The organism is Streptomyces sp. NPDC102360, assembly GCF_044766085.1.
Lineage (GTDB): Bacteria > Actinomycetota > Actinomycetes > Streptomycetales > Streptomycetaceae > Streptomyces.
The window spans coordinates 660,550-683,154 of sequence record NZ_JBIWLG010000003.1; the positions used below are offsets into that span (position 1 = coordinate 660,550).

General features: G+C 70.9%; 25 protein-coding genes. 13 read left to right on the forward strand and 12 right to left on the reverse strand.

Features of this window, described 5'->3' with window-relative positions:
- Positions 1-105: 105 nt before the first annotated feature.
- Complete coding sequence (locus ACIRHA_RS17360) at positions 106-234, forward strand: hypothetical protein (RefSeq protein ID WP_403845979.1); 129 nt, start codon at positions 106-108, stop codon at positions 232-234.
- A gap of 201 nt (positions 235-435) precedes the next feature.
- Positions 436-819, forward strand: a complete 384-nt coding sequence (locus tag ACIRHA_RS17365) for a VOC family protein (protein WP_403845982.1) — start codon at positions 436-438, stop codon at positions 817-819.
- Between the two features lie 31 nt (positions 820-850).
- Here ACIRHA_RS17365 and ACIRHA_RS17370 read toward each other — a convergent pair whose 3' ends face one another.
- Entirely contained in the window at positions 851-2,224 is a 1,374-nt protein-coding gene (locus tag ACIRHA_RS17370) for an NAD-dependent succinate-semialdehyde dehydrogenase (RefSeq protein ID WP_403845985.1), read from the reverse strand.
- A gap of 159 nt (positions 2,225-2,383) precedes the next feature.
- Between ACIRHA_RS17370 and boxC the strand changes: the two genes are divergently transcribed.
- Genes boxC through ACIRHA_RS17390 form a run of 4 tightly spaced genes read left to right on the forward strand, consistent with a single transcriptional unit; the run spans position 2,384 to position 7,928 of the window.
- Positions 2,384-4,045 carry a 2,3-epoxybenzoyl-CoA dihydrolase gene (boxC, locus tag ACIRHA_RS17375; RefSeq protein WP_403845987.1) on the forward strand — a complete coding sequence of 554 codons (1,662 nt, stop codon included), beginning with the start codon at positions 2,384-2,386 and terminating at the stop codon, positions 4,043-4,045.
- Positions 4,046-4,047: 2 nt separating this feature from the next.
- Positions 4,048-5,466, forward strand: coding sequence for a benzoyl-CoA 2,3-epoxidase subunit BoxB (boxB, locus tag ACIRHA_RS17380; RefSeq protein ID WP_403845989.1), 1,419 nt, complete (start codon positions 4,048-4,050; stop codon positions 5,464-5,466).
- Between the two features lie 30 nt (positions 5,467-5,496).
- On the forward strand, positions 5,497-7,071 hold the full coding sequence (locus ACIRHA_RS17385) for a benzoate-CoA ligase family protein (RefSeq protein ID WP_403845992.1): 1,575 nt from the start codon (positions 5,497-5,499) through the stop codon (positions 7,069-7,071).
- Positions 7,071-7,928, forward strand: coding sequence for an amidohydrolase family protein (locus ACIRHA_RS17390; RefSeq protein WP_403845994.1), 858 nt, complete (start codon positions 7,071-7,073; stop codon positions 7,926-7,928). Before ACIRHA_RS17385 ends, ACIRHA_RS17390 begins: the two co-directional genes overlap by 1 nt.
- On the opposite strand, the gene ACIRHA_RS17395 is transcribed toward ACIRHA_RS17390, so the two are convergent.
- The 6 genes from ACIRHA_RS17395 to ACIRHA_RS17420 form a co-directional block, all read right to left on the reverse strand.
- Positions 7,912-8,769, reverse strand: a complete 858-nt coding sequence (locus ACIRHA_RS17395) for a PaaX family transcriptional regulator C-terminal domain-containing protein (RefSeq protein WP_403845997.1) — start codon at positions 8,767-8,769, stop codon at positions 7,912-7,914. The two genes, ACIRHA_RS17390 and ACIRHA_RS17395, sit on opposite strands and share 17 nt — an antisense overlap.
- Positions 8,770-8,835: 66 nt before the next feature.
- On the reverse strand, positions 8,836-9,648 hold the full coding sequence (locus ACIRHA_RS17400; RefSeq protein ID WP_403845999.1) for an SAM-dependent methyltransferase: 813 nt from the start codon (positions 9,646-9,648) through the stop codon (positions 8,836-8,838).
- Between the two features lie 75 nt (positions 9,649-9,723).
- Positions 9,724-9,879: a helix-turn-helix domain-containing protein gene (locus ACIRHA_RS17405; protein ID WP_403846001.1), complete on the reverse strand. Its 156-nt coding sequence runs from the start codon at positions 9,877-9,879 to the stop codon at positions 9,724-9,726.
- A 29-nt stretch (positions 9,880-9,908) separates the two neighbouring features.
- The gene (locus ACIRHA_RS17410; protein WP_403846003.1) at positions 9,909-10,172 is read right to left on the reverse strand and encodes a GlsB/YeaQ/YmgE family stress response membrane protein; all 264 of its coding nucleotides are present in this window, start codon (positions 10,170-10,172) and stop codon (positions 9,909-9,911) included.
- Positions 10,173-10,456: 284 nt separating this feature from the next.
- The gene (locus ACIRHA_RS17415) at positions 10,457-11,479 is read right to left on the reverse strand and encodes a hemolysin family protein (RefSeq protein ID WP_403846006.1); all 1,023 of its coding nucleotides are present in this window, start codon (positions 11,477-11,479) and stop codon (positions 10,457-10,459) included.
- Positions 11,476-12,825 carry a hemolysin family protein gene (locus tag ACIRHA_RS17420; RefSeq protein ID WP_403846521.1) on the reverse strand — a complete coding sequence of 450 codons (1,350 nt, stop codon included), beginning with the start codon at positions 12,823-12,825 and terminating at the stop codon, positions 11,476-11,478. The genes ACIRHA_RS17415 and ACIRHA_RS17420 overlap by 4 nt, the downstream gene beginning before the upstream one ends.
- 278 nt (positions 12,826-13,103) lie before the next feature.
- Here ACIRHA_RS17420 and ACIRHA_RS17425 point away from each other — a divergent pair, with 278 nt between their 5' ends.
- Entirely contained in the window at positions 13,104-13,529 is a 426-nt protein-coding gene (locus ACIRHA_RS17425; protein ID WP_403846009.1) for a BlaI/MecI/CopY family transcriptional regulator, read from the forward strand.
- A 3-nt stretch (positions 13,530-13,532) separates the two neighbouring features.
- A complete protein-coding gene (locus ACIRHA_RS17430; protein WP_403846012.1) occupies positions 13,533-14,465 on the forward strand; it encodes a M56 family metallopeptidase in 933 nt (310 codons plus the stop codon).
- Positions 14,466-14,487: 22 nt separating this feature from the next.
- On the opposite strand, the gene ACIRHA_RS17435 is transcribed toward ACIRHA_RS17430, so the two are convergent.
- Positions 14,488-14,943: a tellurite resistance TerB family protein gene (locus ACIRHA_RS17435; protein WP_403846015.1), complete on the reverse strand. Its 456-nt coding sequence runs from the start codon at positions 14,941-14,943 to the stop codon at positions 14,488-14,490.
- Positions 14,944-15,118: 175 nt separating this feature from the next.
- Here ACIRHA_RS17435 and ACIRHA_RS17440 point away from each other — a divergent pair, with 175 nt between their 5' ends.
- Both ACIRHA_RS17440 and ACIRHA_RS17445 read left to right on the forward strand, forming a co-directional pair.
- Positions 15,119-16,117, forward strand: coding sequence for a sporulation protein (locus ACIRHA_RS17440; RefSeq protein ID WP_403846017.1), 999 nt, complete (start codon positions 15,119-15,121; stop codon positions 16,115-16,117).
- A 2-nt stretch (positions 16,118-16,119) separates the two neighbouring features.
- Positions 16,120-16,365 (forward strand): twin-arginine translocase TatA/TatE family subunit, encoded by a 246-nt coding sequence (locus ACIRHA_RS17445; protein ID WP_403846020.1) that lies wholly within the window; start codon positions 16,120-16,122, stop codon positions 16,363-16,365.
- Positions 16,366-16,371: 6 nt separating this feature from the next.
- Here ACIRHA_RS17445 and ACIRHA_RS17450 read toward each other — a convergent pair whose 3' ends face one another.
- Complete coding sequence (locus tag ACIRHA_RS17450) at positions 16,372-16,641, reverse strand: hypothetical protein (RefSeq protein ID WP_403846022.1); 270 nt, start codon at positions 16,639-16,641, stop codon at positions 16,372-16,374.
- Positions 16,638-17,474, reverse strand: coding sequence for a phytanoyl-CoA dioxygenase family protein (locus ACIRHA_RS17455; protein WP_403846025.1), 837 nt, complete (start codon positions 17,472-17,474; stop codon positions 16,638-16,640). Before ACIRHA_RS17455 ends, ACIRHA_RS17450 begins: the two co-directional genes overlap by 4 nt.
- Positions 17,475-17,544: 70 nt before the next feature.
- On the opposite strand from ACIRHA_RS17455, the gene ACIRHA_RS17460 reads away from it, so the two are divergent.
- Positions 17,545-18,324, forward strand: a complete 780-nt coding sequence (locus ACIRHA_RS17460; protein ID WP_403846028.1) for a helix-turn-helix domain-containing protein — start codon at positions 17,545-17,547, stop codon at positions 18,322-18,324.
- A gap of 54 nt (positions 18,325-18,378) precedes the next feature.
- Here the strand turns inward: ACIRHA_RS17460 and ACIRHA_RS17465 are convergent, their stop codons facing one another.
- Both ACIRHA_RS17465 and ACIRHA_RS17470 read right to left on the reverse strand, forming a co-directional pair.
- Complete coding sequence (locus tag ACIRHA_RS17465; protein ID WP_403846030.1) at positions 18,379-19,851, reverse strand: arylsulfatase; 1,473 nt, start codon at positions 19,849-19,851, stop codon at positions 18,379-18,381.
- A 90-nt stretch (positions 19,852-19,941) separates the two neighbouring features.
- Positions 19,942-20,511: a YciI family protein gene (locus ACIRHA_RS17470; protein ID WP_403846033.1), complete on the reverse strand. Its 570-nt coding sequence runs from the start codon at positions 20,509-20,511 to the stop codon at positions 19,942-19,944.
- Between the two features lie 115 nt (positions 20,512-20,626).
- On the opposite strand from ACIRHA_RS17470, the gene ACIRHA_RS17475 reads away from it, so the two are divergent.
- Together ACIRHA_RS17475 and solA are read left to right on the forward strand one after the other, a co-directional pair.
- Positions 20,627-21,385: a GntR family transcriptional regulator gene (locus ACIRHA_RS17475; protein ID WP_403846036.1), complete on the forward strand. Its 759-nt coding sequence runs from the start codon at positions 20,627-20,629 to the stop codon at positions 21,383-21,385.
- A 31-nt stretch (positions 21,386-21,416) separates the two neighbouring features.
- The gene (solA, locus tag ACIRHA_RS17480; protein WP_403846038.1) at positions 21,417-22,559 is read left to right on the forward strand and encodes an N-methyl-L-tryptophan oxidase; all 1,143 of its coding nucleotides are present in this window, start codon (positions 21,417-21,419) and stop codon (positions 22,557-22,559) included.
- Positions 22,560-22,605 lie beyond the last annotated feature (46 nt).

Here is a 22,605-nt window from a genome sequence, read left to right on the forward strand (position 1 = left end):
CCGGATCGCCGGGCCGAGGGCGACGACCGCGACCGACGGCCACCGCCGCGAGGTACATTCGCGGCCTGGATGCCGATATGTCGCACACGAGGAGGCGTGGTGCCCATGACGCCGCTCGCCCTGTTCCTGCCCCGCCTTGACGCGGTCCCGCGCTGGCTTCAGATCACGGCGGCCGTGGTGATCCTCGGCCTCATGGTCACTCGGGTGTGGCTGTTCATCCGCCGCCGGAAATAGCGTTGCCCCTGTCGGCCGCCGTCATTAAGGTCACCGACGTGACTACCGGGTCGGCCATGGGCCATGCACGAGTAAGGCTCCCGGCCCCGGCGTGAGCCCGGGGCGGGCGAGAGGCCCGCCGTTCCCCTCCGCGTCTTTTCCCCCGGCGCCCGTACGCGGCGCCGCATTCCAGCGGATCCCGAGACCGGAGACACACCACTGATGCATGTCCAGCTGAACCACACCGCCGTCTACGCGAGTGACCGGCACCTGTCCGCCGAGTTCATCGCCGCGATCCTCGGCCTGAAGGTGAGCGCCCCGTTCGGGCCGTTCCTGCCCGTCGATCTCGGCAACGGCGTGACGCTCGACTACTACGAGAAGCGGGACGAGCCGATCCAGGCGCAGCACTACGCCTTCCTTGTGCCCGACGAGGAGTTCGACGCCATGATCACTCGTCTGGAGACGGTCGGAGTGACGTACTACGCCGACCCCGCACACACCGAGCGCGGCCGGGTCAACGACCTGTTCGGTGGGCGCGGGGCCTACTTCGACGATCCGGACGGCCACAATCTGGAGATCATGACCCGGCCCTACGCCCGCCCCTGACGCACAGGGGCGGGCGTAGGCGGCCGAGCGATCAACCCTGGACGCGGATCAGCTTCTTGTTCGCGAATTCCGCCATGCCGTACTTGCCCAGCTCACGGCCGATGCCCGAGCGCTTGACGCCGCCGAAGGGCAGGTCGGCCTGGGTGCCCGCGAAGCCGTTGATCCACACCATTCCGGTGTCGAGCTGGTCGGCGACCCGCTTGGCGCGCTCGACGTCGCCGCTCCAGACGGCGCCGCCGAGCCCGTACGGCGAGCTGTTGGCCAGCTCGACGGCGGCGTCCTCGTCGGCCACCGGGTAGACGACGGCGACGGGGCCGAACAGCTCCTCGGTGTAGGCGCGCATCTCGGGCGTGATGCCGGTCAGCACGGTCGGCTGGACGTACGCGCCCGGGCCCTCGCCGCGGGCGCCGCCGGTGTGCAGCGTGGCGCCCTTGTCGACCGCGTCCTTGATCTGCTCGAGCAGCTGGTCGGCCGCCGCGCGCGAGGACAGCGGGCCGAACTTGGTACCGGGCTCCAGCGGGTCGCCGGCCTGCACCGCGCTGATGTTCGCGGTCAGTTCGCGCACGAAGTCCTCGTAGAGGCCCTCCTGGACGAGGAAGCGCTTCGGCGAGTTGCAGGCCTGCCCCGCGTTGCCGAGCCGGCCGCCCGCCGCCTTGCGGGCCGTCTTCGCGACGTCCTCGGTGTCCAGGAGGATGAACGCGTCGGAGCCGCCCAGCTCAAGGACGCACTTCTTCAGGTTGCGGCCCGCGATCTCGGCGACGGCCGAACCGGCCCGCTCGCTGCCGGTCAGTGAGACACCCTGGTTGCGCGGGTCGGCGATGATGTCGGCGACCTGGTCGTTGGTGGCGAAGACGTTGATGTACGCGCCGGTCGGCAGGCCGGCGTCCGCGAAGATCTGCTCCATCGCGAGGGCCGCCTGCGGACAGCTGGGGGCGTGCTTGAGCAGGATCGTGTTGCCGAGCATCAGGTTCGGCGCGGCGAACCGGGCCACCTGGTAGTACGGGAAGTTCCACGGCATGATCCCGAGCAGCGAGCCAAGCGGGGCGGTGCGCACGGTGGCGGTGCCGCCGCCGCTGACCGAGAGCTCCTCGTCGGCGAGGAAGCCGGGGCCCTGGGTGGCGTAGTACTCGTAGATGCTGGTGACGATGTCGATCTCGCCCTTGGACTGGGCGAGCGGCTTGCCCATCTCCAGGCTGATGATCCGGGCCAGCTCGTCCTTGCGCTCCTGGTAGATCTCACCGACGCGACGCAGCACCGCGGAGCGGGTCTCGACGGGCGAGCTGCGCCAACTCTGGTAGGCCGCGTGGGAGTCGGCCAGTGCCGTCTCGATCTGCTTCGCGGTCGCCTCGGGGAATTCCTCGAGGGTCTCGCCGGTCGCGGGGTTCACCGTCTTGTAGGCCGTCATGCTCGCGACCATACCTTTTGCCTCCGGCCGGCCGTCCAGGCCCTGCCCGGCCCCTGCCCAGGTCCCAGGAAACGTACTACGGGATATTGACGCTCCTGCACGAGAACGTGGAGTGTTGTGTCATCCGATGACACGTCATCCGAGGGCAAGGGGACTGCCATGCGCGTCGAGTTCCGGACCGCCCCGACGCACTACCGCCACTGGTCGCTGAAGGTCGACGAGGCCGTCGCCACGCTCACCATGGACGTGGCGGAGCAGGGCGGACTCGTGCCCGGCTACGAACTCAAGCTCAACTCCTACGACCTCGGCGTCGACATCGAGCTGTACGACGCCGTGCAGCGGCTGCGCTTCGAGCACCCCGAGGTGCGTGCGGTCGTGGTGACGAGCGGCAAGGAGAAGGTGTTCTGCGCCGGGGCGAACATCCGGATGCTGGCCGGATCGAGTCACACGTGGAAGGTGAACTTCTGCAAGTTCACGAACGAGACCCGCGGCGCCATCGAGGACGCCTCCGCGCACTCCGGGCAGACCTACCTCGCCGCCCTCAACGGCACGGCCTCGGGCGGCGGTTACGAGCTGGCGCTCGCCTGCGAGCGGATCCTGCTCGTCGACGACCGTTCGTCGGCGGTGTCACTGCCCGAGCTGCCGCTGCTCGGTGTACTGCCGGGCACCGGCGGTCTGACCCGGCTCGTCGACAAGCGCCATGTCCGACGCGACCGCGCCGACTACTTCGCGACGAAGCCGGAGGGCGTGAGCGGCGAACGGGCCGCGCAGTGGCGTCTGGTCGACGAGGTTGTGCCGCGCAGGGACTGGGAGCACACCGTCGCCGCCCGCGCGGCCGAGGCCGCTGCCCGCTCCGACCGCCCGGCGCGCGAACCCCAGGGCATCCGCCTCACACCGCTGGAGAAGACCCGCACCAAGGACCGGATCGCGTACCGGTACGTGCACGCGGCCCTCGACCCCGCCTGCCGCACCGTGGACATCACCATCGAAGGCCCACAAGAGGACGCGCCGACCGACCTCGCCGCCCTGCACCGGCAGGGCGACGCGAGCTGGCCGCTCGCCCTGGCCCGCGAACTCGACGACCTCATCCTCGATCTGCGGACGAACGAGCCCGAGTTGGGCACCTGGGTCGTACGCAGCCGGGGCGACGCCTCCCGCGTCCTCGACCACGACGCCCTGCTGCTCGCCCACCGCGAGGACTGGCTCGCCCGCGAGATCACGCTCTATCTCAAGCGCACGCTGAAGCGCCTCGACCTGAGCAGCCGCAGCCTCATCGCCCTGATCGAGCCCGGCAGTTGCTTCGCCGGGACGCTCCTGGAGACCGTGCTCGCGGCCGACCGTTCCTTCCAACTGGCCGGTGTCTTCGAGGAGATCGCCCCGGACGCCGAACCGGCCGCGCTCGTCGTCGGCCCGATGAACCTCGGCCCGCTCCCCATGAGCAACGGGCTGAGCCGCCTTGAGACCCGGTTCCTCGGCGACGCTCCCGCGCTGGCCGCGGCGCAGGAGGCAGCGGGCCGGCCGCTCGACGCCGAAGAGGCCGAGCGGCTCGGCCTGGTCACCTTCGCCCCCGACGACATCGACTGGGACGAGGAGGTGCGGATCTCGCTGGAGGAGCGGTCCGGGTTCAGCCCGGACGCCCTCACGGGACTTGAGGCGAACCTGCGTTTCGCGGGTCCCGAGACACTGGAAACCAAGATTTTCGGGCGCCTCACCGCCTGGCAGAACTGGATCTTCAACCGTCCCAACGCCTCGGGCCCCGAAGGGGCTCTGCGCAGGTACGGCACCGGGCAGCGCGCCGAATTCGACCGGAAGCGGGTGTGACGATGGCGCTCACCGCCGACTACTCGGACAAGATCCCCAACAACGTGGATCTGCACGAGGACCGCAGGCTCCAGCGGGCCCTGGAGTCCTGGCAGCCCAACTTCCTCACCTGGTGGGACTCCATGGGCCCCACCCTCCCCACCGACGACGTGTATCTGCGCACGGCGGTCGACGTCGGCCGTGACGGCTGGGCGCAGTTCGGGCACGTAGCCATGCGCGACTACCGCTGGGGTGTGTTCCTCGCCGAACCGAAACCCGACCGCCGGATCGCCTTCGGCGCACACCGTGGTGAGCCCGCCTGGCAGCAGGTGCCCGGCGAGTACCGGGCCGATCTGCAGCGCCTCATCGTCATCCAGGGCGACACCGAACCGGCCAGCGTCGAGCAGCAGCGCAACCTGGGTGCCACCGCGCCCAGCCTCTACGACCTGCGCAATCTGTTCCAGGTGAACGTGGAGGAGGGCCGGCACCTGTGGGCGATGGTGTATCTGCTGCACGCCTACTTCGGCCGGGAGGGGCGCGAGGAGGCCGAGCAGCTGCTGCACCGCAACTCCGGCAGTGAAGACTCGCCGCGCATCCTGGGCGCGTTCAACGAGGAGACCCCCGACTGGCTGTCCTTCTTCATGTTCACGTACTTCACCGACCGCGACGGCAAGTACCAGCTGGGCACGCTCAAGGAGTCGGCCTTCGACCCGCTGTCACGCACATGTGAGTTCATGCTGAAGGAAGAGGCACACCACATGTTCGTCGGCACCACCGGCATCGACCGGGTGGTGCTGCGCACGGCCGAGCTGATGCGCGAGCACGACACCGACGACGTGACGGCCTCCGGCGGCATCCCGCTGGACGTGATCCAGAAGTACATCAACTTCCACTACTCGGTCTCGCTCGACCTGTTCGGCTCGGAGACGTCGACGAACGTCGCCAACTACTACACGTCGGGCCTCAAGGGCCGTTGGGGCGAGGAGCGCCGCAAGGACGACCACACCCTGACCGACGACTCGTTCCTGGTCGACGCGCTGGTCGAGGGCGCGATCGGGCAGCGGGAGGTCGCGGCGCTCGTGGGTCTCAACACCGATCTGCGCCGCGAGTACATCCGCGACTGCCACAGCGGCCTGAACCGCTGGAACCGCCTGCTGGAGGAGGCCGGTGTCGACCGGCGGCTGTATCTGCCGCACATCGCGTTCAACCGGCAGGTCGGCGCCTTCGCCGCGGTCGAGACGGCGCCCGACGGCACGGTTCTCACCGCCGACGCGTGGGAGGACGCCAAGGGTGCCTGGCTGCCGACCGAGGTCGACAAGACGTACATCCGCTCGCTGATGCGGCCCGTGCACGAGCCCGGCCGGATCGCCTCCTGGATCGCCCCGCCGCGCCAGGGCATCAACGGCAAGCCGTTCGACTACGAGTACGTGCACCTCGCCTGACGACGATGACGACGATCCGGGGAGCCGACGATGAGCGAACCCTTCAACGCGTGCCGCTATCTGCTCGACCGCCGGCTCGACCTCGGGGACGGCGACCGCCCCGCACTGACCGGCCCCGCGGGCGAGTTCAGCTACGCCGAACTGCACGACCGGGTGTGCCGTACGGCGTGCGGCCTGCGCGCGATCGGCCTGCGGCCCGAGCAGCGCGTGCTGCTGTTCATGGCCGACTCCCCCGACTTCGTCACCGTCTTCCTCGCCGCGCTGCGGGTCGGTGCGATCCCGGTGCCGGTGTCGACGATGCTGCACGCGGGCGACCTCGCCGAGCTGCTGCGGGACGCGCGGGCCGCGTTCCTGGCCGTCAGCTCCTCGTACGCGGCGGTGGCCGACAAGGCGGTGCCGGACGCTCCGGAGCTGCGGGGGCTGCTCGCCGGGGAGGGTGTCACCTTCACGGGCGGCCTGCCGGTCCACTCCCTGCGGGAGTTGGCGGCGGCCGACCCGGACACCGATGTGTACGCCACCGCCGCCGACTCCCCCGGCTTCTGGCTCTACACCTCCGGCACCACCGGTTCGCCGAAGGCCGCGATGCACCGGCACGGCGCCGTCGCCGAGGTCTGTGAGACGTACGCGACCCGGGTCCTGGGAATCCGGCCCGGTGACCGGTGCCTGTCGGCGGCCAAGGCGTTCTTCGCGTACGGCCTCGGCAACTCGCTGCTGTTCCCGCTCGCGGTGGGGGCGGCGACCGTGCTCGAACCGGAGCCGTCGCGCCCGGAGTTGCTGGCCTCGCGGGTCCAGGAGTTCGGCGCGACGCTGTTCTTCGCCGGCCCGACCTTCTTCGCCAACATGCTGCACGCCGCCCTGCCCGGCGACGCGCTCGCCGGTGTCAGACTCGCGGCCTCCGCGGGCGAGCCGCTGCCCGCCGCGCTGCAACACCGCTGGAGCGAGCGCTTCGGCGTCGACATCATCGACGGCATCGGCATGACCGAGACCCTGCACATCTTCCTGTCGAACGCGCCGGGAGCGATCCGCCCGGGCACGACGGGCCGCCCCGTGCCCGGCTACGAGCTGCGCGTCCTCGACGAGGCGGACCGCGAGACACCGACCGGCACCCCGGGCACCCTGCACGTGCGCGGCCGCTCCGTCGCCACCGGCTACTGGTCCCGCTACGACGAGTCCCGCCAGGTGTTCCGGGGTGAGTGGCTGCGCACGGGAGACACCTACGTACGCGATGAGGACGGCTACTTCACATGTCTCGGCCGCACCGGGGACATGCTCAAGGCCGGTGGCATCTGGGTGTCCCCCGCCGAGGTCGAGGCACGACTGCTCGAACACCCCGCCGTCGCCCAGGCCGCGGTCGTCGCGGCGACGGACACGGACGGCCTGGAGAAACCGGTCGCGTATGTCGTGACATCACCGGGGCAGCGGCTCACCGCCGGGGAACTCATCGCGTACTGCCGCACCGGGCTGCCCTCGTTCAAGCGGCCCCGGCACGTGGTGTTCACCGAGGCGCTGCCGACGACCGCCACCGGCAAGATCCGCCGCGTGGAGCTACGGGCCCGCGCGGCCGACGACGTGACCGCATCCCGAGAACAGCACGAGGAGACCTGATGCTGGACGGCCACCCACTGATCGACGTCCACCTGCACCCGGCGCGCCTGTCCACGCTGAAACCCACGTACGAGGAGTGGACCCAGGGCGTCGCCGACCACGATCTCCTCGCCCGGATCTACGACGGCGACACGGTGTCCCCCGAGGCGTTCCACCGCCATCTCGTCTCCGAGGGCGTCGACATCGCGCTGCTGCTGTCGGAGTACAGCCCGCGGACGACCGGCATCCAGCCGATCGAGGACCTGCTGCCGATCACGTCCTACGACCCGTCCAGGGCCAAGGCGATCGCCAACATCAACCCGCATCTGCACTACCCCATCGAGGAAGAACTCCAGCGCCAGCTCGACCTGGGCGCGGTCGCGTGCAAGCTGCACCCCGTACACGCGGGTGTCGCCGCGAACGACCGGCGCCTCTACCCCGCGTACGAGCTCTGCCAGTCGGCCGGCATCCCGCTCGTCGTGCACTGCGGCACGAGCACGTTCCCCGGCGCCCTCAACAAGTACGCCGACCCGCTGTTCCTGGACGACGTGCTGCGCGACTTCCGGCGCCTGGACGTGGCGCTCGCGCACGGCGGGCGCGGCTGGTGGTACGACGCGGCGGCCTTCATGGCGCTGTCCAACGAACGGGTGTGGATCGAACTCTCCGGCCTCCCGCCGTCCCGTCTGCGCACGTACTACGGCAAGCACGACTGGGCCCGCCTCACCCGCCGAATGATCTTCGGCACCGACTGGCCGGGAGTCCCGGGCATCGCGCGAAACGCCCGCGCGGTGGCGGCCCTGTGCCCGGACGAGACGACCGCGGGCCTCGTCCTGGCGGGGAACGCGGCGCAGGTGTACCGGCTCAAGCCGGAGGGGTGAGCGGGGCGGTCAGCCGGTCCCACTCCTCCTGTGCGGCCCCGTGCCAGCGCTCGTGCAGCTCGGTGAAGAGGTTGGCCGCGCGCACGCCGATCCAGTGCGGGGGCAGCAGTTCCAGGGGCAGTTGCGGGTCGAGGGCCGGGAAGCGGCGCCATGCGTCGACGAGGCGGACCTGGGCGAGGAGGGTGTCCGCGCCGGGTTCGGCGCGCATCCCGGCGAAGGCGTGGACGAACTCCGCGTACTCGGTGGCCAGGTCGCCGAGGCGCCACGCCTGTTCCACCATGTCCCGCTCGGAGCCGATCCCCGCGAAGGGCCCGCAGAACGAGGACACTTCCGGGCCGAGACCCAGCTCCTCCACCACCTGCTTGGCCTCCGCCTCGCGTGCGGTGTGCGGGCCCACCCACAGGCCCGGCGCTGGGCTGCCGAGGCCCACCCAGGTCAGCCGGGTGCGCAGCCGGTGGCGCAGTTCGCGCTTCGACTCGGGGACGCTGACGAACAGCACCAGCCAGCGGCCGTCCCAGCTCGACCGCGCCCGCCCGAAGGAGTAGATGCGCTCCGCGCCCTCGCTCAGCAGCGTCCTGCCGTGCTCGGTCAGCGCCCAGCGCACCCGCCGCCCGGACCGCTCGGCGGTGACGAGACCGCTCGCCGACAGCCGGTTCAGTGCCTGGCGGGCCGCCTTCTCCTCGACGCCGAGGCCGTCAAGGACCCGCAACAGCGCGGAGGTCCAGACGGGGGCGTCCCGTGGCAGCACGTACTCACCGAGCACGGTGAGCAGGAGGGAGCGCGCGCTCCCCGATCCGGTCGGCCTGGTCAATCCGGGCTCCTCCACTGGGCGTTGTGCCATGGTAGCCGAATCCTGCTACATGCCGACGGCGTGGCGCCATACCTTCGTAGAGTATCGAGAAACGCTTCAGCGGCGCTTGACGCCGACACCCGCGAAGTGGGTGACCTCGACGTCCTCGCTTCCCGGCTCGGGGCGCCATCGGGAGCAGGAGACGATGCCCGGAGGGAGCAGTTCGACGCCGCTGAAGATGCGCGCGAGGTCCTCGCGGTCGCGCAGTGTCATGGGCGCCGAGCCCTGGCTGTTCCAGTGGTCGACCGCCGCCGTCATGGCCTCGCCGTCGACCTCGGTGGTGGGATGCGAGACGACGAGGTGGCTGCCGGGCGGGACGCCGTCGAGGAGCCGGCGCACGATGTCGACCGCCTCGTCGGTGTCCATGACGAAGTTCAGGACGCCGAGCATGGTGATCGCGATCGGTTGCTCGAGGTCCAGGGTGGCCGCGGCGCCCCGCAGGACCGCCTCCGGGTCCCGGGCGTCCGCCTCGATGTAGTCCGTGGCGCCCTCGGGCGCGCTGGTGAGCAGGGCGTGGGCGTGGTGGAGGACGACCGGGTCCTTGTCGACGTAGACGATCCGGCAGGTCGGGTCGACGCCTTGCGCGACCTCGTGGGTGTTGTTCGCGACGGGCAGGCCGGTGCCGATGTCCAGGAACTGCCGGATTCCGGCCTTCCCGGCCAGGTAACGCACCGCGCGGGCCAGGAAGCGCCGGTCGGCGACGGCCGAACGGGGCAGCTCCGGCACGAAGGACAGGATCTGCCCGCCGACCTCGGCGTCGACCTCGTAGTGGTCCTTGCCGCCCAGCCAGTAGTTCCAGATCCGGGCGGAGTGGGAGACGTCCGTCCGCAGCGGGTCGGCGGCGGGGTCGCGGGGCGCGGAGTCGGGCATGACGGCAGGCTCCTTCGAACAGTACGAATCGGGGCGATCACCAACCTAGGCGCGGACGATCAACTTCGTTGCCGTTTACGGAGGTTGCTCCCGACCCCTGGTCCTACCGGCGCTCCCTTCCCGTACGTCGAGGGCTTGGGCCCGTCCTTGTGCACCCGCGTCGTTGAACACGGCACGGACGCACCCGAACACCTGGGCCAGCGCGGTGCGTTGACCGGTGTCCGGGTGCAACCTGAATGAACCCCGGTGGCGCCAACCGTTCAGCGCCGCCCCTTGAGCCTCTCCACGCCCGCGACACCGACCGCGGCGAGTCCGATCTGCATGGCGAGTTCGATCCAGTCGATGCCGTTCGTCTCGGCGACGTCGAAGGCGCCTGCGAGGGCGGTCCCGACGAGTGCCGCGGCGATGCCGACCAGGAGCGTCCACAGGATGCCGATGCGTTGCCGGCCCGGAATGGCCAGCCTGCCCAGCACGCCGATCACGACGCCGATGACGATCGCGGTGAAGATGCCGGAGATCTCCATACCTGTTTGCCTCCTTGATCCGACACGTCGACGTTTCGACACGCTGTCGAATGTCGCTGTACGTGTTCCCCGGCATGGGGGACGCAGTCCCGCCGACGACGGTTGAGCGCCGAAGGTGGAGTTGACCGAAGGCTGCGTGTGCTGTCTGCTTCAACATGCCGCTGAATCAACGGAGTTGCGATCCCTACCGGGAGCCGGGTAGCCCCCACTGCGGTGGTGGGGTCAAGGAGCACCACGCCCCCTTCCGGGAGTCGCTCGGCTGACGGCACCTTCCCCGAGCACGCTCAGGCGGCCGCCTGCGGGTGGGTGAGCCGGGCCAGCAGGTCGTCGAGGGCGACGAGGCCGGTCAGCCGGCCGGTGTCGTCGCGGACGACAGCGAGCGAGGCCCGGCGGTGACGGAGCTGCTCGATGGCCTGGCCGACCGTGTCGCCTGCCAGCAACTCCGGTACCGGGCGGGCCAGTTCGCCCGCGGTGGTGGCACGCCCCCGGCTGCGGGCGATCAGCGCGTCGCGGGCGTGCACGGAGCCGACGATCCGGTCCCCCGCGCGCACGAGGAGGCGGCTGCGGTCGCGCGCCGTCGCCGTGGCGAGGATCGCGTCGAGGTCCGCGTCCGCCGGTACTGAGGTGATCCGTGCGGCGGGCGTCTGGAGGTCGCCGACGGGGGTGAGCGGTTCGACCAGCGAGCTGGTGATCAGCTCCGAGTCGTCCTTGCTGATCAGGCCGAGCCGCTCGGACTCCACGACGAGGTGCGTGAGTTGCTCCCGGTTGTGGACCTCGGCGAGTTCGTCGCGCGGGGTGACCCGGCACATCCGCACCAGTGCGTTGCTGACCTTGTTGAGGACCCAGATCAGCGGGCGGACCGCCTTGACCACGGCGCGGAACGGCGGTGCGAGGAGCATCGCCGAGCGCTCGGGGTGGGCGATCGCCCAGGACTTGGGCGCCATCTCACCGACGACCATGTGCAGGAACACCACGACGAGCATCGCGAAGGCGAAGGAGACACCGTAGCTGAGACCGCTGGGCAGGCCCCAGCTGTGCAGCAGCGGGTCCAGCTCGTGCGAGATCGCGGGCTTGGAGATCGAGCCCAGGCCCAACGTGCAGATGGTGATGCCAAGTTGGGCGCCGGCGAGCATCAACGACAGCTCGCGCATACCGGCGAGCGCCGCCTTGGCGCCGCTGGCGCCGGACGCGACCGCCTGCTCCATGCGGTGCCGCTTGGCGGCGACCAGCGCGAACTCGGCGGCGACGAAGAATCCGCTGCCGATCAGCAGCAGGACCGTGATGAAGAGGGCCATGGGGAAGCTCATGAGCGCGGCTCCTCCTCGATGTCGGCGGTGGCGGGTTCGCGGGTCAGGTGGACGAGCTCCGGCACGTGGCGGTCGAGGGTGCGGACGTCGATGACGGCGTGCTCGCCGTCGCCGCCCAGGCCGATCGTGATCCGGTCTCCGATCGCCGGGAAGCGGCCGAGCCGGTCCACGATCAGGCCGGCCACGGTGTCGTAGCCCTCCTCCTCGGGCAGCTCGACGCCCGTGGCCTCGGCGATCTCGTCGATCCTGCGGCCCGCGTCGATCACCCAGCCGGTACCTTCCGGGTCCTGGACCGCCAGCTGTGTCTCGCGGTCGGTCTCGTCCGCGATGTCACCGACCAGCTCCTCGGCGATGTCCTCGTACGTGACGACACCGGCGACGCCACCGTGCTCGTCGAGGACGACCGCGAACTCGTCGTCGGCCTCCCGCATCCGGTCGACGGCGGCGGGGAGCTGAAGCGTGTCCGGCAGCAGGAGCGGGCGGCGGGCCGCGGTCCCGGCCGAGGTGCTCGCGTACGCGGACTGCTGGAGCCGCATCAGTTCGCGCACGCCGAGGACGCCGGTGACGTCGTCGGGGTGGTCGCCCATGACCGGGTAGTTCGAGTGGCCGTGCTTGGCGATCAGCTCGATCGCGTCGGCGGCCGTGGCCTCCTTGCGGACGAAGATCGCGTCGGCGCGCGGCACCATCACCTGGTCCAGGGTCCGCTCGTTGAACTCCAGGGCGTGGTCGAGGAGGGTGGCGGTCTCGCGGGGCAGCTCGCCCTGCTGATGGGACTCGCCGATGAGATGGCTGAGTTCCTCCAGGGTGGCGCCGTGGTGCAGCTCCTCGACGGGTTCGATGCCGACCTTGCGCAGCAGTTTGTTCGCGGCGCTGTCGAAGAGGTGCACGACGGGGCCGACGACCTTCAGGTAGCCGAGCGTGGACCCGGCGAGGGACTTGGCCAGGCGTTCGGGGACGGCGAGGGCGAGGTTCTTGGGGGCCAGCTCGCCCAGCACCATCTGGACGACCGTGGCCACGACGAACGCCAGGACCACCGAGATACCGGTCACCGCGGCGTCCGGGATGCCGATGCCGTCCAGGGCCGGGCGCAGCAGGGTCGACACGGACGGTTCGGCGAGGAAGCCGACGACCAGGCCGGTGACCGTGATGCCGAGCTGGGCGCCGGACAGCATGAAGGACAGCCGCTCGAGGACCTTGAGGGCCTTGGCCGCTCTCTTGTCGCCCGCCTCGGCGTCACGGGCGAGCGTGAGCCGGTCCGCCGCGACGTACGCGAATTCCTGGGCCACGAAATAGCCGGTCCCTGCGGTCAGCACGAGGACCGCGAGGAGGCCGAGCACGGCACTCAGCATGCGCCACCACCTCGCCGCGTGCCGTGCTCACCGATCAAGGGGCGGGGTGGTCGGGGACTGTGCCCCGCTGGGTCCGTCGGTCTGGCGGACAACCGGCTACTCCTTCGCATTTTGCTTTCTCTTTGCCTTCACTACGGCAACGCCCGGCCCGGCGCCGTCGTTCCCGACCACTCTCCTTCGGGCCCGTACGCGGCGCCACCGCACCTCCCATCGGGCCCTCGGGGGCGAACAGGGATGATGAACTGGCCCCCACACCCAGCCACCAGGAGGAGCCGGTGACGACGTCCCGCCACAGGACCCCACGACGCGCCCAGGGCGAGCTGGAGGCACAGGTCCTGGCCGCGCTGCGCACGGCCGAGGATCCGGTGAGCGCCGGATGGGTGCGCGACCGGATGGGCGGCGACCTCGCGTACACCACCGTGGTGACGATCCTGGCGCGGCTCCAGGCCAAGGACGCGGTCACCCGGCGGCGCGAGGGACGCTCGTTCGTGTGGACACCCGTGGCCGACGAGGCCGGGCTCGCCGCGTTCAAGATGCGCAAGGTACTGGACGCCGAGGCGGACCGGGAGGCCGTCCTGGCCAGCTTCGTCACCTCGCTGCCCGAGGGCGACGAGCGACTGCTGCGGGATCTGCTGCGGCGCGCGGAGGGGACCACCGGGGACGAGGGGACGGCGGCGGGCGACGAGGAAGGCACGGACTGAGCCGTGGGCATCTTCGTCTTCCTGCCGCTGGTGCTGCCGCTGACGGCATGGCCGGTGGCCCGGCTCGCCGCGCACCGGCTGCATCCGCGCACCGCGACCCGGCTCCTGACCTGCGTGGCCGCCGTGATGGCGGTGTGCAGCACGGTGTGCCTCGCCCTGCTGATGGTGGTCGGCACCGCGCAGCTGCCGGGCAACCCGCTGCCGGACGGCTGGTCGGATCCGGAGGTGCGGGCCGCCGTGCCGCAGGACGAGATCGCGGGCAAGGCGGCCATCCCGGCGCTGCTCACCGTCGTCGCCGCCTGCGCCCGCACGCTCTGGCGCCACTTCACACTGCGCCGACGCGCCCACGCCGCGCTCGCCGGACTGCCCGCCACACAGGTCGCGGTGCTGCCCGACCCTCAGGCGTACGCCTACGCGCTGCCCGACGGCGGCCGCGGCCGGATCGTCGTCAGCGCCGCACTGCTCGACCGGCTCGCGCCCGCGGAGCGGCGGGCCCTGTTCGCCCACGAGCGGGCCCATCTGACGGCCCGGCACCACCGACTGCTGCTGACCGTGCGCCTCGCCGCCCGCGCCAACCCGTTTCTGCGCCCGCTGAGTTCGGCCGTCGCGTACACGGCCGAGCGGTGGGCCGACGAGGAGGCCGCCGCGCGGGTGGGCGACCGCAAGGTGGTCGCCCGCGCCATCGGCAAGGCGGCCCTGTCCGCGGGCGGGACGCGCGAACCGCTCTTCGCGGCGTTCGCCGCTCCCGGCCCGCTGCCCCGCCGGGTCGCCGCGCTGCTCGCGCCGCCGCCCAGCGAGCAGGACCGGGCCTCGGCGTTCACGTCCGTGGGGCTCGCCACGTGGACGGCGGGATTCGGCACGGCGGCCTCCGCCATGTCGTCCGCCAACTCCGCGCTCACCCTGGCGGCCACGCTGCACGCGGCGACCCCGCTCTGACCGGCGCATCAACCCGAGTCGGCTAGAGGTCGAACTCGGTCGGTGCCAGGCCGAGCATCTGGCACGCCTCGCGCACGACGCCCCGCTCGGTCTGGTCGAAGTCACCGTCCGCGCCGCCGATGACGATGCCGATCTGGATCACGGCGCGCGCCTCGGCCTCCTTCTTCTTCGCCTTGGCGACCTCCTGCAACACGCTGACCTTGCCGAAGTCGAAGTCGGCCGTCAGCTTGTCGAGGTTCGCCTCGAAGCGCTTCTGGAGGTCCGTGGCGTCGAAGTTCTGCAGCACCTCATTGCTCATGATGAGCTGCGCGACGCGGCGGCGCTCCGAGGCGTCGATGGTGCCGTCGGCCGCGGCCACCAGCGCGCACATCGCCATGGAGGCATCCCGGAAGGCCCCGGACTTCAGGTCGTTCTTCTTCGCCACCAACTGCGTCTGCATCGTCGACGCGGAATCCTTGATGCGGTCCCACAGGGCCACGGGTTCTCCTCGGATTGTGATTTCGTGCCGCGCTGTTCGCGCGCCCATACTTCTACCGCCCATACTTCTACAGCACTGTAGAAACTGGCGAAGGTCCGGGAAAGTTCCGCCCCACGGATATACTTCTACACGCCTGTAGAACATCTCCTACGCTCACAAGGGAGTTCACGCCTCGATGGTGTTCAAACGACTGCTCGGCTCGCTCGGCGTGGGCGGGCCCACCGTCGACACGGTCCTGCCCGACTGGACCACCGCCCCCGGCGGCACCGTCTCCGGCCGGGTCCATCTCAAGGGCGGCAGCGGCGACTTCGAGATCGAGCACATCACTCTGGAGCTCGTCGCCCGGGTCGAGGCGGAGACTTCCGAAGATGCGGCCGGTGAGGGCCACGGCACCGTGGTGTTCGACCGGCTCGTGGTCGGCGGCGGCTTCCGGCTCGTCGCGGGCGCCGAGCACAGCGTGCCGTTCACGGTGACGCTGCCGTGGGAGACGCCGATCACCGAGCTGTACGGGCAGCAGCTCGGCATCGCGCTCGGCGTGCGCACCGAACTCTCGGTCGCCGGCGCCAAGGACAAGGGCGACCTGGACCAGCTCACCGTCGGACCGCTCCCCGTACAGGAGGCGATCCTCGAGGCGTTCGGGCAGCTCGGCTTCGGCTTCACGTCCGCGGACCTGGAGTACGGGCACATCGGCGGCACCGGCCAGCAGCTCCCCTTCTACCAGGAGATCGAGCTGGCGCCGTCCCCGCAGTACGCGCACGCCGTCAAGGAGATCGAGCTGACCTTCCTCGCCACGCCGGGCGGCGCGGAGGTGGTCCTGGAGGCCGACAAGCGCGGCGGCCCCTTCTCCGGCGGCCACGACGCCCTCACCCGCTTCACCGTGACGCACGACGAGGCCGGACGCCTGGACTGGAACGCGGTCGTCGACGGTTGGGTACGGCAGTTGGTCGAGCACCACTCGGCCTACGACACCCACGCCTCGTACGGGCACGGTGGCGGGCACGAGGGCGGACACCGCTCCGGGCCCGGCGTGGGCACGGCCGTGGCAGTCGGCGCCGCCGGGCTCGCGGTCGGTGTGGTCGGCGGCATGGTGGCCGCCGAAGTCGTCGACGAGGTCGGGGACTTCTTCGAGGGCGAGGACGAGGACGAAGGCGACGACGAGGGCGGCGAGGACTGACCATGTTCGGACTCAGCGAGATCGCCATCGTCCTGATCGTGATCGCCGTCGTGATCGGCGTGAAGAAGCTGCCGGAACTGACCCGCAGCGCGGGCAAGTCGGCGCGCATCCTCAAGGCCGAGGCGAAGGCCCTGAAGGAGCAGGAGGACCCGGCGCACGACCAGCCCCGGACGCCGCCCCAGGTCATCCAGGGCGAGACGGTGACTCCTCCCCCGCGCGAACCGGGACAGGAATCACCCAACTCGTAGCCGGCCTCAGGGAGTCGGCTGGAGCTTCTCGAAGAAGAACTCGTGCTTCAGGTACGACGTGTCGTACTCGTGGCCCGGATGCGGCGGGAGCAGTTGCGCGGCCTGGAAGAGGCGCCAGCCGTCGAGGAGGGCTTCGAGGCCCGTCTCGTACGGCGGGTCGTCGCTGTCGCCCGTGGTGTGGTCGGTGGTCCCGGTGCCGTCGTAGCGGGCCCAGCCGACCACCTTCGCGTCGAGCGCCGAGTTGGCGAGGTAGAGGACGAGTACCTGCTGTCTCATGCGTGGCTCCCGATGGTGGGACGGTCCCCGATGGTGGGGCGGTTGGAGACCCGGGTCACCCAGTGGTCGAGGTCGAAGCTGTCGTCGCCGGTCAGCGCGCGCCACAGCCGGATCCGGTTGTGGATCTCCAGGCGGCCTGTGGCGGGCTCGTACCAAGGGAAGACGTGGCGGAGCTCGTCGCCGACGGCCGGGTCGTCGAGGTCGGCGGTGTCCCACAGGCGCACCTGCGGCACGGTCGGATTGAACCGGATCTTGAACATGTAGCGCCGGATGTCACTGTCGTTGCGGCGTCCGCCGTGCCAGATGCCGTGGTGCATCAGCAGGACGGTGCCGGCCGGGCAGGTCAGCCGGTTCTGGCCGCGCAGGTTCTGGTAGCGGCCGGTGTCGGTCTCGTTGGTGTGCCGCAGATGGCTGCCCGGGACGCTCAGCGTGCCACCCATGTCGAGCGTCACGTCCTGCGGGTAGTACATGAGTTGGACGTCGAAGGCGTCCGGGCGCACATCGATGATGGCGTCTCCGTGCAAGGGCTGGGCGGTGCCGTCCCTGGCCTCGCGCACATGCACGGCGTGATGGTCGACGGTCGGGTCCGGACCCACCAGACTCTTCACCGCACCTGCCACTGCGGGCAGTTCGAGGAGCCGGCGGGCGAAGGAGCCGTCCGGGTAGGCCTTCGGGACGGGGGTGCCGTACGGTGCGGCCGGAATCCCGGCCTCGAACACGTCGATGGCCTGGTCGTTCAATTCCTTCGGGACGACCGCGTCGAGGCGGAGCGAACCGTGGGCGACGAAGCGCGCCATCTGTACGGAGCTCAGCAGCTGCTCACTGGTTGGCATGAGGCAAAGGTAGGCAGCCGGCGGCCGTTCGTCGTGGGCTGTATCGGGCCTCTACTGGTAATTTCCCGGCATGACCGAGAGCGTCGCGTTGCCGTTGGACCAGCCGCCCGAGGTGGTCAGCGCGGGCGTCGGCGTGCACGGCGGGCAGGCGCTGAGCGAGTCCTTCCGGCTGCCCGACCTGTGGCAGCTGCACCTCTACAGCTACGCGGGCGAGCTGACGGTCGACGGCCACCGCCATCCGATCCGGCCGGGACACATCAGCCTGATCCGGCCGGACACCGAGGCCCACTTCCGTTACGCGTCGCGGCGCAGCGAGCACCTGTACGCGCACTTCCGGCTGCCGGGCCGGGATCCGCAGGGGCTGCGCCGGGTACCGGTGATGCAGGACGCCGGCGCGCAGGCGGCACTGCTCGGCACACTGCTCGGGAGCGCCGTGGCGGCCATGCCGCTGGCGCGGGCGCGGGCCTCCGCCGAGGTGTGGACGGTGCTGTGGCACACCACCCACCTGGGCACGCCCGAGCGGACCGGTCACCCCCACCCGGCCCTCGCGGCGGCGATGGAACACATCGAGCGGTCCCTCGCGACGGCGCTGACGGTGCCGGGGATCGCCGCCGCGGCGGGTGTCTCCCCCGGCCATCTGACCCGGCTGTTCCGCGCCGACACGGGAGACACCGTGGTGGCCTGGATCCGCCGTCGCCGGATGGAGCGCGCCCGGCACCTGCTGCAGTCCTCCACGCTCGCGATCACCGCGGTCGCGGCCACGGTCGGCATCCCGGACCTCCAGGCGTTCAACAAGACCTGCCGCAGGGAACTCGGCGCGTCACCGCGTCAGGTGCGGGGCACGGCTTGAATTCTCAAGCCCCTGCGGCGATTGAGCAGCGGGGTCCGGGGCGGAGCCCCGCGGCTACCGGGCTGCCTCGATGCGCTCACGGGCGTGACGCAGGACGGCCACCACAGGACGCCCGATGACGAGTCGGCCGTCCTCGACGAAGCCTTCCTCCCGCCCGGCCAGCGCCTGGATCAGGTGTCCGCGCCAGGTGTGCAGCAGGTCCTCCGCCGCCGGATCGTCCACCAGGTTGTGCTGTTCGTGCGGGTCGGCGGCGAGGTCGAAGAGGTGCTCGTGGCCGTCGCCCGACATCCACAGGAACTTGGTGCGGCCGTCGGTCACCCACTGCAGGGACTGCCCGAGGAGCACGTGCTCGCCGTGCAGCAACGGCCGCCAGGCGTCCGGCTGTTCGCCGCGCAGCAGCGGCACGAGGCTGCGTCCGTCGCAGGTGTCGGGGACGGGCAGCCCGGCCAGGTCGAGCAGAGTCGGCATGATGTCACGCAGCTCGACCACTTCGTCGGCGACGTTCCCGGCCGCGTACCCGTCGGGCAGTCCACCGAAGAGCAGGGGGACGCGGGCCGCGCCCTCGTAGCCGAAGCCCTTGCGGAACAGGTGGTGTTCGCCGAGCATCTCGCCGTGGTCCGAGGTGAACGCGATGACCGTGTCGTCGCGCAGGCCGAAGTCCTCCAGGGCCATACGGATCCGGTGGATCTGGAGGTCGATGTGGGCCATGTGCCCGTAATAGCCGGCCCGCGCGCGGTGCAGCGTCCGGGCGTCCATGCTCCCCGCGAAGGCTTCGTGGTCGCCGTCCTTGCGGTGCCCGGCGAAGTCATCCGCCCAGTCACCCACCACGGGCTCGTACGGCGGTAGTTGAAGATATTCCTCGAAGGCCCAGGCAGGCGGGTCGTACGGCGGGTGCGGCCGGTGGAAGGACAGGTAGAGGAAGAACGGCCGAGAGGGGTCGCGGCGATAGAGCCACTCGGTGGTCTGCGTGGCGACCCAGTTCGTCGGGTGCAGATGTTCCGCCCTGTCCCAGGGACGGGCGACGACGGAGTTGCAGCCCGCCCCGTGGTCGCTGTACTCGGCGTCGGGACTCACGCCCGGCTGGCGGCGCAGCCACGGCACGTAGTCGTCGAAGAAGGCGAAGTTGCGGCCCCCCTCGCGGCGCGCGTAGTGCAGGAACCCGTCGTGCAGGACGACGTCGTCGAACCCGGCGCGGGCCCGTTCGGGCCACACGTGCATCTTGCCGATGGCCTGCGTCTGGTATCCGCCGCGCCGCAGCTCGCCCGCGAGGGTGACCGGGTGGGCGGTCTCGAACGGCACCCCCTCGACGTATCCGACGCGGCCGTGGCGTTCCTGGGACTGGCCGGTGAACAGGGCGGCGCGGGCCGGGACGCATGTGGGGGTCGCGGAGTAGGCGGACGTGAAATGCGTTCCGGAGGCCGCGAGTTGGTCCAGGTGCGGGGTGCGTACGTGGGGGTGTCCCGCCGCGGAGAGGCAGTCGCCGCGCCATTGGTCGACACAGATGAGGACGAGGTTCGGTGCGGACACGGGCGTCGCCTTTCTCGGTCTCCTCAGGGGGCCGCCCCCGGTACGCGCCGCGACTTTAGCTCCTGAGATCGACGCGGCGGAAGACCGCGATCACTGCCGCCCACCGAACTCCCAGTTGTGCACCTCGATGTCGGCGTACCGGCCCGGGTTCAGGACGGCGCGGGCCGCGTCCGCGTCGGGCGCGCGCAGCAGCACCGCCGTACCCAGCCAGACGGCGCCGTCGTCGGACAACAGCGGCCCGTAGGCGACCAGTCGGTCCCGGTCGACGGACGGGTCCGGGTCGTCGGCAGGCACGTCGAGGTCGGCGGCAGGTTCCGCGCCGAGACCGAGCACGAGGTATCGGTTGCCCCCGGTCCGGCCGCCGGGGAAGTCCCACATGGTGCGCCCCAGCACATTGCGCCAGCGCCGCAGCAGCACGTCCCGGTAGGCGCCCGCCTGGTAGCCCGGCTCGTCGAAGGCGAACGCACGGGCCGCCGCGGCGTCCGGCAGGTCAACAATGTGCACGCTCCCGGTGAGCGTCTCGCCGTCGTCGGCGAACGTCGGCCCGCGGGCGATCATCTCCTTCGCGAACCGGTCCATGTACGACCAGTGCTCCTGCACCATTTGGTGACGCAACGTCAGGGAGCCTTTGCGGTCCCGGTGGTAGCAGAGGAATTCCATGCCTCCAGCTTCTCGCACCACGCGCCGACCGCACGCCCCCGACAATGGCCGGTGGCGGAGATCACCTTGCTCCGCACTATTGACCGGTCAATTGGCGAATGGTTGGATCAAATCAATGGGCATCCCCAAGTACCAACTGATCCGGGCAGACATCGAGGCCCGGATCACCTCGGGTGAATGGCAGCCCGGCGCCCGCGTACCGACGGAGGCCGAGCTGCGCGAGGAGTACGGGGTGAGTCGCGCCACCGCGCAGCGCACCCTGCACGAACTCGCCCAGGCGGGACTCGTGGTCCGCTACCGGCGGCGCGGCACGTTCGTCGCCGAAGGGGCCCGCCAGGAGAATCTGCTGCGCTTCACCGACGTGCGGCAGACCGGGCCCGAGGTGCCGGGTCCGCACATCGTCCAGTCCGCCAAGGTCGTTCCGGCGGGTGACGCCGGCGTCGCCCTGCCAGGAGTGTCCGACACCGAACCCGTCAACGAACTGCGGCGCGTCAAGTACAGCGAGGACGGCGAACCGCTCGCCGTCGAACTGTCCGCCGTGCCCTTCTCCCTCGCCCCGCACCTGCTGAGCGAGGACCTGGAACAGCTGACCGTCCTGCACTACTTCCACCGCACCGGCATCCCCGTCAGCACTTCACGGATGTACGTCGAGGCCCAGGTCCTCGACGAGACGACCGCGGCCCTGCTGGAGACCCCGCCCGGCGAGGCCGTCCTGCGGCTGCGGCGTCTCACACGGCTCACCGACGGCGGCCTCGCGGAGGCGATGTGGCACATCATGCGCCCGGGCCTCACCGAGTTCTTCGTCGAGCAGTCGGTCCTTGAGGTGCCGGAGGTACCTCAGCCTGAAGTGCCGGAGGCGCCGGGCGGCTCCTGAACCCTTCTCGTGACCGCTGGAAGGAACCCTCATGCCCACTTCCCCGCCGCGCGTCGCCGTCGTCGGCACCGGTGTCATCGGCGCCATGACGGCCTGGCACCTCGCCGCCCGAGGTGCCGAGGTGCTCGCCCTCGACGCGTACGCCCTCGGCCACGACCGCGGCGCATCGGCCGGCGAGTCCCGGATCTTCCGCACCGCTTACAAGGAGGGCGCCTCCTACGTTCCGCTGCTGCGCCGCTCGTACGAACTGTGGCGCCGACTCGAAAGCGAGGCCGACCGCGAACTGCTCACCCTCTGCGGCGGGCTCACACTCGGCCCGCCCGACCACCCCGATCTGCGCGCCGTTCGGGGCAGTGCCGCCGAACACGGCCTGGATATCGAGGTGTTGAACGCCACCGAGGCCGCGCGGCGCTTCCCACAGCACCGGCTCGACGACGACGAGATCGCCGTCCTCGACCCGGGTGCCGGAGTGCTCCGCCCCGAGCCCGCCGTGCAGGCCGCACTCACCCGGGCCCAGGAGCTCGGCGCTCAACTGCTGCCCTACCACCGGGTGGACGGGCTCGACGAACGCCCCGGCGGCGGCTGGCACGTCCGCACGCGACAGGGCACGTACGACGTCGATCACGTGGTGCTGAGCCCCGGCCCCTGGTCCGGCTCCTTCGCACGGCTCGCGGGACTGCCACTTCAGGGACGGCGCATCACGGCCGCATGGTTCGCCGCCAAGGACGTCGCCGCCCACCGGCCCGACCGGCTGCCGATCGCCATCAGGCGCCACCACGAGGCGGGCTTCTCCTGCTTCCCCGTGCTCGACGGAACCGCCGTCAAAATCGTGCCGCACCACCTGCCCTGGCACGCCACGGGCGCCCCCGAAGACCTGCCCCGCAGCGCTGACACCGAGTTCGCGCAGGCCGCGTCCGCCGCCGTGACCCGGCTGCTGCCCGGCCTCGTCCCGCACCCCGTACGGATCGGTGTGTACGCCGAGGCGTTCAGCTCCGACGACCACGCCCTGGTCGGCCCGCTGCCCGGCGCCCGCGACGCCACGCTCCTCACCGGGTTCTCCGGCCACGGCTTCAAACTCGCCCCGGTCTTCGGGGAGATCGCCGCATCCCTGGTCACGGACGGGAAGTCGCCGTACGACATCTCGTTCCTCGACCCGGCGCGCTTCACCGGCTGACACACCCACCGCTCCCCCACCCGCACGGCACCGCACACCCTCCTGG